Origin of the sequence: Aeromicrobium endophyticum (genome assembly GCF_003586285.1) — a bacterium.
Classification (GTDB): Bacteria; Actinomycetota; Actinomycetes; order Propionibacteriales; family Nocardioidaceae; genus Aeromicrobium; species Aeromicrobium endophyticum.
Genome location: NZ_QUBR01000001.1, coordinates 1,683,633 through 1,697,384 on the forward strand (window position 1 = coordinate 1,683,633; position 13,752 = coordinate 1,697,384).

The window sequence follows — 13,752 nt, forward strand, 5'->3', positions numbered from 1 at the left end:
CGTCCAGCCCTACACCGCCAGCACCAGCTTGCCGGTGTTCGCTCCCGAGAACAGCATCAGCAGGGCGTCGGCGAACGCGTCGACGCCGCCGTCGACCACGTGCTCTCGCGCGACGAGCGATCCGTCGGCGATCCGCGCGGAGATGTCCGCGACGGCCTCGGGGTAGCGGTCCTCGAAGTCGAAGACCAGGAAGCCGGCCATCGACGCCCGGTTGACGAGCAGCGACATGTAGTGCGCCGGGCCTGGAGGCGGCTCGGTCGCGTTGTACGTCGAGATGGCACCGCAGATCGCGATGCGCGCGCGGAGCCGGAGCGTGCGCAGGACGGAGTCGAGCATCTCGCCGCCCACGTTGTCGAAGTAGACGTCGACCCCGTCGGGCGCCACGGCGCGCAGGGCCCGGTGGACGGGACCCTCGCGGTAGTCGATCGCCGCGTCGAAGCCGAGCTCGTCGGTCAGCCAGGCGCACTTCTCGGCGCCGCCCGCGATGCCGATCACGCGGCAGCCGTGGGCCTTGGCGAGCTGTCCGACGACGCTGCCGACCGCACCGGCGGCGCCGGAGACGACGACGGTGTCGCCGGGCTGGGCCTTCGCCACGTCGAACAGGCCGAACCAGGCGGTCATGCCGGGCATCCCGAGCGCGCCGAGCCAGGTGGTCGCCGGAGCGACGTCGAGGTCGATGGGCGTGAGCTGGTCGCCCCGCACGACGGCGTGGTCGGTGACGCCGAGGATGCCGGCGACGGCGTCACCGGGGGAGAAGGCAGGATCGCGCGACTCGACCACGACGGCGGCCCCGAAGGCGCGCATGACCTCGCCGATGCCGACGGGGGGCACGTACGACCGGACGTCGTTGAGCCAGCCGCGCATCGCGGGGTCGAGCGACAGGTGCGTGACCCGGACCAGCACCTCGCCGTCGCCGGGCTCGGCCAGCTCGGTGTCGCGGACCTCCCAGGTCGAGGTGTCGGGCAGGCCGAACGGTCGGGCCGCCAGGTGGACCCGTCGCGCGATCGTCATGTCAGGCCTGCGCGGGGTGCTCGGTGAACTGGCCGACCGACTGGGCCACGCAGATCGGCTTGTCGGAGCCCTCGCGCTCGAAGGTCTGCTTGGTGACGATGCGGGCCGAGCCACCGCCGACGTCGTCGACCGAGACGATCTCGGCGTGCATGCGGATGCGCGACCCGACCGGGTTGGGCGAGGGGAAGCGCACCTTCTCGTAGCCGTAGTTGAGGCTGTGGGCGAATCCGTCGAAGGCCATGAGGTCCTCCATGAACCGCGGGCCGATCGAGAGGCTGTAGAGGCCGTGCGCGATCGTCGAGCCGAACACGCTGGTGGCCGCGCGCTCGGGGTCGACGTGGATCCACTGGTGGTCGCCGGTCAGCTCGGCGAAGGCGTCGATGCGCTCCTGGGTGATGTCGTGCCACTCGGTCGGCCCGAGCGTCGTGCCGACGAGGTGCTTGAGGTCCTGGATGGAGGTCGGACGGATCGGGGCGGTGGTGTCGGGCATGGGTCCTCCGGTCGGGGTTCGATGCTCGGACGTTACTTGAACCTGAACCCGAGTTCAAGTGATTGCTCTCTTGACCCGAGTTGTGACCTGAGCCACACTGATCCCGAACTTGAATCCGACCTCAATATCAACACCGAACAGAAGGGTGGTCCCGATGGCCTCCGTCCAGACCGTCACCGGCCCGATCGACTCGAGCGAGCTCGGCCGCACGCTGGTGCACGAGCACGTCTTCGTGCTCAACACCGAGTACAAGGAGAACTACCTGACGGAGTGGGACGAGCAGGAGCGCATCGACGACGCGGTGCAGAAGCTCACCGATCTCAAGGAGGTCGGGATCGACTCGATCATGGACCCCACGGTCCTCGGGCTCGGGCGCTACATCCCGCGCATCCAGAAGATCGCCGCGCGGGTCGACGTCAACATCGTGGTCGGCACGGGCCTCTACACGTACGACGAGGTGCCGCACCAGTTCGAGCACCAAGGACCCGGCCTGCTGGTCGACATCCCCGAGCCGCTCACCGCGATGTTCGTCAAGGACATCACCGAGGGCATCGCCGACACCGGCGTCAAGGCGGGACTGCTGAAGTGCGCGATCGAGCACCAGGGCCTGACGCCTGGCGTCGAGCGCGTCATGCGAGCCGTCGGTCAGGCGCACGTCCAGACCGGCACCCCCATCACGGTGCACACCAACCCGGCGACCGAGTCGGGCCTCGTGGCCCAGAAGGTGCTCAAGGAGGAGGGCGTCGACCTGTCGAAGGTGATCATCGGCCACTCGGGCGACACCAACGACATCGACTACCTGTGCAAGGTCGCCGACGCGGGCTCGATGCTCGGCATGGACCGGTTCGGCCTCGACCTGTTCAACCCGCTGGAGGAGCGCGTCGGCACGATCATCGAGCTGGTGCGTCGCGGCTACGTCGAGAGCATCACGCTGGCGCACGACGCCAACTGCTACATCGACTACTTCAGCCCCGAGGCCAAGCACCAGGCCGCGCCCAACTGGCACTTCCGCCACATCAGCGAGGACGTCATCCCCGCCCTGCTGAAGGGCGGGCTGACCGAGGGTGACATCGACACGATCCTGGTGGGCAACCCGCGCCGTCACTTCGAGTGACGCGCGGGGTCGACGTGGATCTTGGGTCCGGGGCCTGGGCCGGCCGGCCTGGTCCCGCCCAGCACGTCGCCGACGTCGTCGAGCGTCAGCGTCGCAGCCACCAGCCCGCGGGGGTCGACCGCGCCCGAGGCGTACAGCTCGATCGTGCCGGCCAGGCCGGGTGACGCGCTGAGGACGCCGACGGCCTGGACGTCCTTCATCACCAGGGCGCGGGTGTCGAGGCGGCTGGCGGTGTCGGACAGCCCGATCAGGACGATGCGGCGTCCGGCGTCGACCAGCTCGGCGGCCAGCGCGGGTGAGCCCGCACCGGTGGAGGCGTCGATGACGGCGTCCCACCGCAGGTCGGGCAGGTCGTCGGCGGTCCACGCCCCGTGGGCGCCGTGGCTGCTGGCGACCTCGAGCGAGGCGGACGTCGTGCCGAGCACGTGGACCTCGCACCCCCGGGCCAGGGCGAACAGCGTCGCGAGCAGCCCGATCGTGCCGGGCCCGATGACGAGCAGCCGCTCACCGGGCGACAGTTCGGCCGCCAGGACGGCCCGCAGGGCGTTGCCACCTGGCTCGACCATCGCGCCCGCCGTGTCGTCCACGGAGTCGGGCAGGGCGAGCAGCGCCGACGCCGGCACGGCCATCTGCTCGGCCAGGGCGCCGTCGAACCCGCGGCGCAGGCCGATCTCGTGCCGGTGCTCGCACACGTGCTGCCGGCTGTTCCGGCAGCGATGACAGCGGCCGCAGCCGATCATGGTGTCGCCGGTCGTCCGGCGTCCCACCCAGGAGGGGTCGACGCCCTCACCGACGACGCTGACGGTCCCGCACCACTCGTGGCCGGGACGCAGGGGGTAGGACGCCAGGCCCTCGCGCAGGTACTCCATCTCGCCGGAGAACAGCTCGCTGTCGGTGCCGCACACGCCGACCCGGGCGATGTCGACCACGACGTGACCGGGCTCGGCGCGGGGTGGCTCGACGTCCGCGACCGTCCAGCGACCCGGGCCGGTGAGCACGAAGGCCCTCACGGGGTGTCGCCGAACAGGGCGGCCAGCAGGCGCAGGCACCGCTGCATCATCTGGTCGGCGGTCTGGTCGGGGTGCTCGACCCACCAGTTCATGAGCGAGTCGACGATGCCCAGCCACACCGACGTCATGGCCGAGACGTCGAGGGCGTCGGTGTTGCCGGCGAGGGCCATCAGCTCGGTGACGCCCTCGTCGGCGAGCCGGCCGATGCGGTCGGCGTGCCGGGCGATCGAGTCGCGGGCGGGGCCGTCGGTCGGGGCGGTCGTGTCGAAGAAGAGCCGCCACAGGTAGCGCCGCTCCTCGAGCAGCGAGAAGAGCGCGGCGAGCGTCTGCATGCCGCGCTCGATGCCGACCGCTTCACCCGCCGCGATGCGCTCCATCTCGTCGGCGAGCAGGGCGCCTCCGCGCTCGAGGCACGCCTCGTACAGACCCTCCTTGGAGCCGAAGTAGCTGTAGACCAGCGGCTTGGAGATGCCGGCGCCGGCGGCGACGGCGGCCACCGACGTGGCCGCGAAGCCGTGGGTGCCGAAGTGCTCCGACGCGATGTCGAGGATCTGCGTCTCCCGGTCGAGGCGGGGGACGCCCTTGGTGCCGGCATTGGGTCGGGCCATGCCGGAAGTCTAGTCACGTGATGTGATCCGATGGTAACTTACCCAAGAGTCATATAACTCGGACCATCGCTGGAGGCGTCATGGAGCTGCTCGACCCGCTGAAGAACCCCACCCTCGCGGCGGCGCCGTTCTTCGTGCTGACCCTGCTGATCGAGCTCGCCGCCTTCAAGTGGTTGGAGTCGGACGGCGACCTGCGAGGCTACGAGACGAAGGATGCGCGCACCAGCCTGCTCATGGGGATCGGCTCGATCGCGTCGAGCGCGGTCTTCAAGGTCGCGACGCTCGTGGTGTTCGTGGCGATGAGCGTCTATCTCGCCCCCTGGCACCTGCCGACCGACACCTGGTGGTCGTGGGCGCTGCTCGTCGTCGGGCTCGACCTCGCCTTCTACCTGCAGCACCGCTTCGTCCACCGCGTGCGCATCGGGTGGGCCGCGCACCAGGCGCACCACTCCAGCGAGTACTTCAACTTCTCGACGGCCCTGCGCCAGAAGTGGAACCCCTGGGCCGAGGCGATCTTCTGGGCGCCGTTCCCACTGCTCGGCTTCGAGCCGTGGATGCTCTACGTCGCGTTCGGCTTCAACCTGGTCTTCCAGTTCTTCCAGCACACCGAGCGCATCGGGACGATGTGGCGTCCGATCGAGCTGGTCTTCAACACGCCCTCGCACCACCGCGTCCACCACGGCAGCGACCCCGAGTACCTCGACAAGAACTACGCCGGCATCTTCATCGTGTGGGACCGGATGTTCGGCACCTTCCAGCGCGAGCTGCACCGGCCGACGTACGGGCTCACGGTGCCCGTCGGCACGTACAACGTGCTGAAGCTGCAGTACGGCCCGTTCGTGGCGCTGGCGCGTGACGTCCGCTCGGCCCGGCGCTGGCGCGACAAGGTCGGCTACGTCGTGATGCCGCCGGGCTGGAAGCCGGGCGAGCACCGCGCCGAGGCCGAGCAGCCGCGTGAGCCGGCGGCGGTCAGAGCGCGCGGGTGAGGCCGCCGTCGACCGGCAGCATGACGCCGGACACGAAGCTCGCCGCCGGCGAGAGCACGAAGGCTGCGGCGCGACCGAACTCGGCCGGCTCGCCGTAGCGTCCGAGCGGGATCGTGCGCTCGTTGGCCGCCCGGGCCAGGTCGGCGTCGCCGGTGGCGGCATCGAGCGAGCGGACGCGGTCGGTCGAGATGCGTCCCGGCAGCAGGGCGTTGACCCGGATGCCGCGGGGCCCGAGCTCGTCCGCGAGGTTCTTGGCCGCCATGGCGAGCCCGGGACGCAGGGCGTTGGAGATGCCGAGGCCCGCGATGGGCGCCTTGACCGACGTCGACAGCACGAAGGCGATCGAGCCGCCGTCGTCGAGCACCTCGGCGACCTCGGTCGCGAGCCGGATCGCTCCGAGGAAGACCGACTCGAACGAGGTGCGCCACTCGTCCTCGGTGCGGTCGAGGATCGCCCCCGCCGGGGGCCCGCCGACGCTGATCAGCACGCCGTCGACGCCGCCGAAGGCCTCCTGCGCCGCGGCGATCAGCTGGGCGGGAGCGGTCGCGTCGGCGTTGTCGACCGCGACGCCGACGGCCCGGGTGCCGAGCTCGGACGTGACGCGGTCGACCGACTCCTGGCTGCGCGACGAGATGACGACGTTCGCGCCGTCGGCGACCAGCTGCTGAGCCGTGGCCAGGCCGAGGCCTCCGGTGCCGCCGGTGACGATGTACGTGCGATCTGCGAGGCCGAGGTCCATGGCTCCAGCGTAGATGCGTAGAACATGCGGGTGCCTGCTCGGCCCACTACCTTCGGGGCACACCTTCGAAAGGGGTTCTGTCATGTACTTCGGTGGATCCATCGCACTCATCGCCATCGGCGCGATCCTGTCGTTCGCTGTCCGTGACAACATCAACGAGGTCGACCTCGTGACGGTCGGCTACATCCTCATGGCGGCCGGCGTCATCGGCATCGTGCTGTCGTTCGTCGCCCAGGGGCAGCGCAACGCCGCCCTCAAGCGTCAGAACGACGTGCCGCCGCGCGGCTAGGGCTTGTTGGGGGTCTTGTCGTCCTTCGGGCCGTTGCCCGGGCCGCCGGACGGCTTGTCGCCGGGCCCGGGGGGCTCCTCGGACGTCGGCGCGCTGGTCTCGGGCGCCTCTCGGGCGACGGTCAGCGTGATCGTGCTGCCCCGGCCGACGGTGCCGGAGGGCGACACCCCGATGACGGTCCCCTCGGGCTGCGACGAGACCTGGTCGACGCGCCGCGCCTTCAGGTCGAGCTCGTCGAGCTTGTCTGCAGCGTCGTCGTAGGACCGGCCCAGCAGGGCGTCGCGATCGACCGTCACCTCGTCCGAGTCGCTGTCATCCTCTGAGGGCTCGGTCTCCGACGGCGTCGGGGTGGGCTCCGACGTCGGGGTCTCGTCGTCGGTGGGGGCATCGCTCGTCTGCGTCGTCGACGAGGGGTCGGCAGGCTCGTCGTCCTTGTTCAGCGCCTGGGCGGCGAGCAGGCCCACCAGCAGCACCAGCACGGCGATCACGATGATCCAGGGCCATCGCGACGAGCGTCGCTCGTCCTCGTCGCTCGACGACGGGGGCGGCAGCACCGGGGGCGGCGGGGGAGGAGCGGCGGCCGCTGCCGGCTGGACGCTCGTGGGGGCCGCAGGAGGCGGCACCGGCGCGGTCATGGGCATGGCGCTCGTGGCGGGCGTGATGATCTCGGTCGACGGCGACGTCTCGTTGCTCGCGAGCGAGGCCACGACGGCGGCGCTGGACGGGCGGTCGTCGGGGTCCTTCTGCGTCAGCGAGGCGATGAGCGTGCGCAACGCGGGGGGCACCGAGTCGGGCAGCGGCGGAAGGTCCTCGCGCAGCTGTGCCATCGCGGTGGCCACAGCGGTGTCGCGCCGGAACGGAGAGACCCCGGTCAGGCAGTGGTAGGCCACGATGCCGAGCGAGTAGAGGTCGGAGCGGCCCGTCGCCGGACGGCCCGCGGCCTGCTCGGGGCTGCAGTACTCGGCGGTGCCGATGATCGAGCCGGCCGCCGTCAGCGGTTCGCTGCCGGCCGACCACGCGATGCCGAAGTCGACCAGCACGGCGCGACCGTCCGGCGTCACGACGATGTTGGACGGCTTGAGGTCGCGATGCACGATGCCGGCCAGGTGCGCGGTCTCGAGCGCGTCGGCGACCTGCGTGACGATCTTGGCGACGCCGTCGGGGCGGATCGCGCCCCGCTCGGCCAGCAGGCGGCTGAGCGGCGTGCCCTCGATGAGCTGCATGACGATGAACGGCTCGCGCTCGGGCGACGACTCGTCCTCACCCACGTCGTAGACCTGCGCGATGCCGGGATGGTGCAGCGAACCGGCCAGCGTCGCCTCGGCCTTGAAGCGGGCGCGCGACGTGGCATCGTCCTCGCCGCCACCCACGCGCAGGATCTTGATCGCGACCGGTCGGCCCAGGCGGGTGTCCGTGGCGCGGACCACGCGGCCCATGCCCCCGGAGCCGATCGCGTCGCCGAGCTCGTAGCGTCCGTTCAGCAGTGTCACCATCCGACCGATGCTAGGCGCAGCAGCTGAACGGTGCAGGTCAGGGCCTCGTGGTCGGGGCGTCCGCGGTCGCGGCCCCAGGAGACGGACGGCTGCTGGGCAGCATGGAGGCATGCTCGCCTCTCCCTCACCTGGCGGTGTGTCGGTCGCCCATCGGACGTGCTGACGGGCGACCCAGCCACCGCCCGGTCCCAGGGCCGGGGTCGAATCTGCCCAGGCAGCCTGGGTCCGACCGCTGACCCTGGCCACAGCACGAGAAAGGCCCCCGCAAAGAGCGCGGGGGCCTTTCTCGTGCTGTGGCCAGGGCCGGGGTCGAACCGGCGACCCTCCGCTTTTCAGGCGGATGCTCGTACCAACTGAGCTACCTGGCCACCGCTCGCGAACGAGCGACGATCACCATATCGCACGGCGCCGGACGCCTGCGACAGTGCTGCTCAGGTCGGGTCGGCCAGGCGCTGGAGCAGCAGGGCCTCGGCGACGCAGACGCGGGCGAACTCGCCCAGGTGCAGGCCTTCGTCGATGCCGTGGGCGCGCGTGTCGGGGTCTTCGACGCCCGTCACCAGCACGGCCGCGTGGGGGAACAGGCGGGCGAACTCGGCGATGAACGGGATCGATCCGCCCATGCCCATGTCGACCGGCTCGGTGCCGTCCCAGGCGTCGCGGAACGCCGAGCGGGCCGCGTCGTACGCAGGACCGTCGGCATCGACGGTGAACGGCTCGCCGAGATCGCCGCGCTCGACCGTCACCCGGGCTCCGAACGGTGCGTGCTTCTCGAGGTGTGCGACGAGGGCGTCGAGGTGGGTCGCGGCGTCTCCGCCCGGCGCGACGCGCATGCCGATCTTGGCGCGGGCGCGGGGCGACAGCGTGTTGGAGGCGGTCGCGACGGGGGTGGCGTCGATGCCCAGCACGCTGACGGCGGGCTCGGCCCACAGTCGCTGGACGATCGAGCCGCGCCCGATCTGCTCGACGCCGGGAAGGACGGACGACTCCTCGCGGAAACGGTCCACGGGGTACTCGAGATCGGCGGCGACCCCGTGGTGCAGGCCCTCGATCGCGACCGATCCCTCGTCGTCGTGCAGTGTCGCGAGCAGGCGGCTCAGCGTGGTCAGTGCATCGGGCACGACGCCGCCCCAGATGCCGGAGTGCACGGCGTGGCCCAGCGTCTCGACCGTCACCACGCAGTCGACCATGCCGCGCAGCGAGACGGTCAGGGCCGGCACGCCGATGGCCCAGTTGGCCGAGTCGGCGATCACGATGGCGTCGGCGGTCAGCTCGTCGCGGTGCTGCTCGAGCAGGGCCACCAGGCTGGGCGAGCCCGACTCCTCCTCGCCCTCGACGAACACCGTCACGCCGACCGGCGGGTTGCCGCCGTGGGCGCGGAACGCCGCGAGGTGAGCCGCCAGCCCGGCCTTGTCGTCGGCGGCGCCTCGGGCGTAGAGCCGGTCGCCCCGGCGGGTCGGCTCGAACGGCGGTGACGTCCACAGGGCCGGGTCGCCCGTGGGCTGGACGTCGTGGTGCGCGTACAGCAGCACGGTCGGGGCGCCGGCCGGCGCGGGATGGTGCGCGATGACGGCGGGCGCCCCGCCGGCCTCGACGATGCGGGCGTCGGCGAACCCCGCCTCGGTCAGCAGCCGCTGCACCTCGGCGGCGCTGCGATGCACGTCGGCGTGGTGCTCGGGCTGGGCCCAGATGGACGGGATGCGGACGAGCGACTCGAGATCGTCCAGGACGGAGAGGAGCACGTCGTGGACGCGCGCGGTGAGGTCGGTCATGACCCCCAGCCTGTCACCTGCCCCGGACGGGCGTCAGACGGTGCGGACGGCGTCGTCGGCCGAGATGCGCGGCAGGCGGTCGAACCACGCGTTCTCGCCCGGGTGGCCGATGTTGACGACGAGCTGCGTGCGCCACGAGGTGCCGGCGAAGAACTCCTCGTCGATGCCGGCTGCGTCGAATCCGCCGACGGGCCCGGCGTGCAGGCCGGCCGCGCGCAGGCCGATGATGAAGTAGCCCGTCTGCAGGGCCGTGTTGTAGCGCGCGATGTCGGCACGCTTGGCCTCGTCGCCGGCGAACATGTCGCCGATGCCCGGCTTGTGCGGGAAGTGCTGGTCCATCGACGTGTGGAAGTCGACGTCGGACGCGATGACGGCCACCAAGGGTGCCGACTCGGCCTTCGCCTTGTTGCCGTCGGCCATGTGGGGCACGAGCCGGTCGCGGCCCTCGCCCTGCTCGACCAGCAGCAGGCGCATCGGCTGGATGTTCATCATCGTGGGGCCCAGCTTGACCAGGTCGAACACCTCGCGGACCTGGGCGGCGGAGACGGGCTCGTCGCTGAAGGTGTTGAGCGAGCGGGCCTCGCGGAAGAGCACGTCGAGGGCGGCGTCGTCGAGCACGAACGGGTCGGTCGTCAGTGAAGAAGTCATAGAACATTCAATCATTTCGGAGGCAAGAAAAATCCCACGCCCCTCCGAAGAGGGACGTGGGCTCTCTCACATGGCGACCCCGACCGGACTCGAACCGGCGACCTCCGCCGTGACAGGGCGGCGCGCTAACCAACTGCGCCACGGGGCCATGCTGTGCGGCGAACCGCGAACGTGACTCTATCGCATGCGTCCGGCGGTCACCAAAACGGGTCTCCCGACCGTCCGGACGAAGCCGCCGCCCTACCGCATCCCGGCGAGCTCGCGGCGCGTGTCCGACTGGTGAACAGCAGCCGGAACGCCTGCGATCTCGGCTTGCATGGGGTCATGACCGCTCGCCCCACCACCGTCGCACCCCTGTCGTTGGCCGATCTCGCCGCACTCACCCGGGACGTCGCCGACGACGTCCGCGCGGGTCTGCACGAGGTGCACGCCGACGCCGAGAACCGGTGGCACGTGCGGCTGCGATGCGACGACGAGGTCGACGTGTGGCTCATCAGCTGGACGCAGGAGCAGGGCACGCAGCTGCACGACCACGGCGGGTCGTCCGGCGCGTTCACGGTCGTCAGCGGGACGTTGTCGGAGGCCGTGTGGGCCCCCGGTGCCGAGTCGCTGACCGAGACCGCCCGCGCCGAGGGCGACTCGGTGCTGTTCGGCGAGCACTACGTGCACGACGTGCGCAACGTGCACGCCGAGACGGCCGTCAGCGTCCACGCCTACTCGCCGCCCCTGTCGCAGATGAACTACTACGACGTCGACGGACACCAGCTCGTCCGGCTGGCCTCGGTGTGGACCGACGACCCCGAGGCGCCCGCCCCCGACCTGCGGGCCGCGTCGTGACGGCCACGTTCGCGTCCGTCGACGAGCTGCTCGACGCGGCGCGCGGGGGCCTCGACCGCATCTCGCCGCGCGAGGCCTTCGCGCGGGTCGCCAGGGGTGCGCTCATCGTCGACATCCGTCCGGCGTGGCAGCGCGAGCTGGACGGCGAGATCCCCGGCTCGGTGGTGGTCGAGCGCAACCACCTCGAGTGGCGCCTGCACCCGCGCTCGGGCGCGAGCCTGCCCTGGGCGGCCGAGGGCCAGGAGTGGATCGTGGTGTGCACCGAGGGCTACACCTCGTCGCTCGCCGCAGCCGCGCTCGTCTCGCTCGGGCTGCCCGCCAGCGACGTCGTGGGCGGCATCCACGCGTGGCGCGCCGAGGGACTGCCCGTCGTCGACGGCCCCACCCCGGTCGAGCACCGGGTGGGCGGCGCGACGTGACCCCAGCGACACGGACCGTGCTTCCGATTGCCGCGAGCCGGTGACCGCGCAAGACTGGTGCACCCGCATCACCCGCACGACCCTTCCTTGCCTACCTACTGTCCCGACGCGCTGGCGTCGAGCGCGGAGGACCGCATGATCGAGTACCGCTCCATCGGCAAGACCTTCGCCGACGGGACGGAGGCCGTCGGCGACTTCAGCCTGGTGCTGCCGTCACGCACCACGACGGTGTTCGTCGGCTCGTCCGGATGTGGCAAGACCACGCTGCTGCGCATGGTCAACCGCATGGTCGACCCGTCCCGGGGCCAGGTGCTGATCGACGACGTCGACATCGCGACGCGCAACCGGGTCGAGCTGCGGCGCAGCATCGGCTACGTCATGCAGAACGCCGGACTGCTGCCGCACCGCAAGGTCATCGACAACGTCGCGACCGTGCTGCGCCTCAACGGTGTCGGCAAGAAGGAGGCGCGCGACCGCTCGTACGCCGTGCTCGAGACCGTGGGCCTCGACACCTCGCTGGCCACGAAGTACCCCAGCCAGCTCTCGGGCGGCCAGCAGCAGCGGGTCGGCGTGGCGCGCGGCCTGGTGTCCGACCCCAACATCCTGCTGATGGACGAGCCGTTCGGCGCCGTCGACCCCATCGTGCGCGAGGAGCTGCAGACCGAGCTGCTGCGGCTGCAGCGCGACCTCGACAAGACCATCGTGTTCGTCACCCACGACATCGACGAGGCCTTCCTGCTCGGCGACCAGGTCGTCATCCTCAAGAAGGGGGGCGAGGTGGCGCAGGTCGGCTCTCCCGCCGACATCCTGGCCGCCCCGGCGGACGACTTCGTGCGCAGCTTCGTCGGCATCGACAAGGGCAGCCGCACGTTGCACGTCGAGGAGCGCGACGGCGTGCGCGTCGTCGTCGACGGCACCGGCAAGGCCACCGGGGTGCTCGAGTCGTCATGAGGTGGTTCGAGAACAACACCGACAAGGTCGTCGACCTGCTGCTCAGCCACGTGTGGCTCAGCGTCGTGCCGATCGTGCTGGGCTTCGTCATCGCGGTGCCGATCGGCTGGTACGCCAACCGGCACCCCCGCGTGCGCGGCGTGCTGCTGACCATGGCGGGCGTGCTCTACACCGTGCCGTCGCTGGCGTTGTTCCTCATCCTGCCGAGCATCATCGGCACGGGATTCCTCGACCCGCTGAACGTGGTCGTCGCCCTGACGATGTACGCCGTTGCGATCATGGCCCGCTCGGCCAGCGACGCCTTCGGGTCGGTGTCGCCCGGTGTGCTCGATGCGGCCACGGCGGCAGGTTTCGCGCCGGCGGGCCGCGCCTTCCAGGTCGAGCTGCCGCTGGCCGGACCGGTGCTCGTCGCCGGGCTGCGCGTCGTGGCCGTCAGCACCGTCAGCCTGGTCAGCGTCGGCGCGCTGACGGGTGTGAACAACCTCGGCTCGCTGTTCACGGAGGGCTACCGCACCGACAACGACGCGGAGATCCTGGTCGGTGTCATCGGCATCGTCGCGCTCGCCCTCGTCTTCGACGGCCTGATCGTGCTGGCCGGACGGCTCCTGCTGCCGTGGTCGAGGTCATCGCGGTCGACCACCCGCAGCCCGGTCTCACCGATCATGTCCTTCGCGCAGCACCTGCGGGGTGGTCGGGTATGAGCGTCGTGAACGACACCGTCGACTGGTTCGCCGACTCGTCGCACTGGTCGGGCGACGACGGCGTGCCCCACCGTCTCGTCCAGCACCTCGGCTACACGTCGCTGACGGTGCTGATCGCCGCCGCGATCGCCATCCCGATCGGGCTGTGGATCGGCCACACGGGCCGGCTCCGCGGGCTGGCGGTCGTCAGCTCCGGAGCGCTGAGAGCCCTGCCGACGCTGGGCGTGCTCACGTACGCCTCGCTGTTCACCGGCATCGGCATCAAGGCCGCGATCTTCACGCTCGTCCTGCTGGCCATCCCGCCGCTGCTGGCGGGCGCCTACGCAGGGCTCGAGTCCGTCGACCGCCAGACGATCGACGCGGCCCGCGCGGTCGGCATGACCGAGTGGCAGATCCTGACCAAGGTCGAAGTACCGCTCGCCCTGCCGCTGATCATCGGCGGCGTCCGCTCGGCGACCCTGCAGGTGGTCGCCACGGCCACGGTCGCGGCCTACGTGCCCGGCCCCGGCGGCCTCGGCCGCTACCTGATCGACGGGCTCGCGCTCAGCGACTACCCGCGCGTGGTGGCCGGATCGGTCGTCGTCATCGTGCTCGCCCTCGCCCTCGACGGAATGTTCGTCCTGCTCCAACGGTTGGCACTTCGCAACCGTCCCGCCGCCGTCCGCACCACCGCCTGAACGCACACAC

The 13,752-nt window shown here is 71.0% G+C and carries 16 protein-coding genes and 2 tRNA genes; 8 read left to right on the forward strand and 10 right to left on the reverse strand.

The annotated features are described in order from the left end of the window. Window positions 1-9: 9 nt before the first annotated feature. Window positions 10-1,011, reverse strand: a complete 1,002-nt coding sequence (locus tag DX116_RS08285) for an NADP-dependent oxidoreductase (RefSeq protein WP_119703638.1) — start codon at window positions 1,009-1,011, stop codon at window positions 10-12. A gap of 1 nt (window position 1,012) precedes the next feature. After that, window positions 1,013-1,501: a MaoC family dehydratase gene (locus DX116_RS08290; RefSeq protein WP_119703639.1), complete on the reverse strand. Its 489-nt coding sequence runs from the start codon at window positions 1,499-1,501 to the stop codon at window positions 1,013-1,015. Between the two features lie 154 nt (window positions 1,502-1,655). On the opposite strand from DX116_RS08290, the gene DX116_RS08295 reads away from it, so the two are divergent. Further along, complete coding sequence (locus DX116_RS08295; RefSeq protein ID WP_119703640.1) at window positions 1,656-2,615, forward strand: phosphotriesterase family protein; 960 nt, start codon at window positions 1,656-1,658, stop codon at window positions 2,613-2,615. Here DX116_RS08295 and DX116_RS08300 read toward each other — a convergent pair. Both DX116_RS08300 and DX116_RS08305 read right to left on the reverse strand, forming a co-directional pair. Then, on the reverse strand, window positions 2,603-3,625 hold the full coding sequence (locus tag DX116_RS08300; protein WP_119703641.1) for a zinc-dependent alcohol dehydrogenase: 1,023 nt from the start codon (window positions 3,623-3,625) through the stop codon (window positions 2,603-2,605). The two genes, DX116_RS08295 and DX116_RS08300, sit on opposite strands and share 13 nt — an antisense overlap. Further along, window positions 3,622-4,233 carry a TetR/AcrR family transcriptional regulator gene (locus DX116_RS08305; RefSeq protein ID WP_119703642.1) on the reverse strand — a complete coding sequence of 204 codons (612 nt, stop codon included), beginning with the start codon at window positions 4,231-4,233 and terminating at the stop codon, window positions 3,622-3,624. The genes DX116_RS08300 and DX116_RS08305 overlap by 4 nt, the downstream gene beginning before the upstream one ends. A gap of 80 nt (window positions 4,234-4,313) precedes the next feature. Here DX116_RS08305 and DX116_RS08310 point away from each other — a divergent pair, with 80 nt between their 5' ends. Next, on the forward strand, window positions 4,314-5,219 hold the full coding sequence (locus DX116_RS08310; protein ID WP_119703643.1) for a sterol desaturase family protein: 906 nt from the start codon (window positions 4,314-4,316) through the stop codon (window positions 5,217-5,219). On the opposite strand, the gene DX116_RS08315 is transcribed toward DX116_RS08310, so the two are convergent. Then, window positions 5,203-5,958: an SDR family oxidoreductase gene (locus tag DX116_RS08315; protein WP_119703644.1), complete on the reverse strand. Its 756-nt coding sequence runs from the start codon at window positions 5,956-5,958 to the stop codon at window positions 5,203-5,205. The two genes, DX116_RS08310 and DX116_RS08315, sit on opposite strands and share 17 nt — an antisense overlap. Window positions 5,959-6,040: 82 nt before the next feature. Between DX116_RS08315 and DX116_RS08320 the strand changes: the two genes are divergently transcribed. Next, on the forward strand, window positions 6,041-6,247 hold the full coding sequence (locus tag DX116_RS08320; protein WP_119703645.1) for a DUF6458 family protein: 207 nt from the start codon (window positions 6,041-6,043) through the stop codon (window positions 6,245-6,247). Here DX116_RS08320 and DX116_RS08325 read toward each other — a convergent pair. The 5 genes from DX116_RS08325 to DX116_RS08345 all read right to left on the reverse strand — a co-directional run bounded on the left by DX116_RS08325 (window position 6,244) and on the right by DX116_RS08345 (window position 10,305). Next, on the reverse strand, window positions 6,244-7,740 hold the full coding sequence (locus tag DX116_RS08325) for a serine/threonine protein kinase (RefSeq protein WP_158591940.1): 1,497 nt from the start codon (window positions 7,738-7,740) through the stop codon (window positions 6,244-6,246). The two genes, DX116_RS08320 and DX116_RS08325, sit on opposite strands and share 4 nt — an antisense overlap. Window positions 7,741-8,034: 294 nt before the next feature. Next, window positions 8,035-8,108: transfer RNA gene (locus DX116_RS08330), tRNA-Phe, on the reverse strand. A 63-nt stretch (window positions 8,109-8,171) separates the two neighbouring features. Continuing rightward, window positions 8,172-9,509, reverse strand: coding sequence for a dipeptidase (locus tag DX116_RS08335; protein ID WP_119703647.1), 1,338 nt, complete (start codon window positions 9,507-9,509; stop codon window positions 8,172-8,174). 33 nt (window positions 9,510-9,542) lie between these two features. Further along, window positions 9,543-10,157 carry a malonic semialdehyde reductase gene (locus DX116_RS08340; RefSeq protein ID WP_119703648.1) on the reverse strand — a complete coding sequence of 205 codons (615 nt, stop codon included), beginning with the start codon at window positions 10,155-10,157 and terminating at the stop codon, window positions 9,543-9,545. 71 nt (window positions 10,158-10,228) lie between these two features. Continuing rightward, window positions 10,229-10,305 (reverse strand) — tRNA-Asp (locus DX116_RS08345). Window positions 10,306-10,481: 176 nt separating this feature from the next. Between DX116_RS08345 and DX116_RS08350 the strand changes: the two genes are divergently transcribed. From DX116_RS08350 to DX116_RS08370, 5 genes are all read left to right on the forward strand, one after another. Beyond that, window positions 10,482-10,994 (forward strand): cysteine dioxygenase, encoded by a 513-nt coding sequence (locus DX116_RS08350; protein WP_119703649.1) that lies wholly within the window; start codon window positions 10,482-10,484, stop codon window positions 10,992-10,994. Next, complete coding sequence (locus tag DX116_RS08355) at window positions 10,991-11,413, forward strand: rhodanese-like domain-containing protein (RefSeq protein WP_119703650.1); 423 nt, start codon at window positions 10,991-10,993, stop codon at window positions 11,411-11,413. Before DX116_RS08350 ends, DX116_RS08355 begins: the two co-directional genes overlap by 4 nt. Before the next feature lie 135 nt (window positions 11,414-11,548). After that, complete coding sequence (locus tag DX116_RS08360; RefSeq protein WP_119703651.1) at window positions 11,549-12,364, forward strand: ABC transporter ATP-binding protein; 816 nt, start codon at window positions 11,549-11,551, stop codon at window positions 12,362-12,364. Next, window positions 12,361-13,065, forward strand: coding sequence for an ABC transporter permease (locus DX116_RS08365; protein ID WP_119703652.1), 705 nt, complete (start codon window positions 12,361-12,363; stop codon window positions 13,063-13,065). Before DX116_RS08360 ends, DX116_RS08365 begins: the two co-directional genes overlap by 4 nt. Next, window positions 13,062-13,742 carry an ABC transporter permease gene (locus DX116_RS08370; RefSeq protein WP_119703653.1) on the forward strand — a complete coding sequence of 227 codons (681 nt, stop codon included), beginning with the start codon at window positions 13,062-13,064 and terminating at the stop codon, window positions 13,740-13,742. The genes DX116_RS08365 and DX116_RS08370 overlap by 4 nt, the downstream gene beginning before the upstream one ends. The last annotated feature ends 10 nt before the right edge of the window (window positions 13,743-13,752 follow it).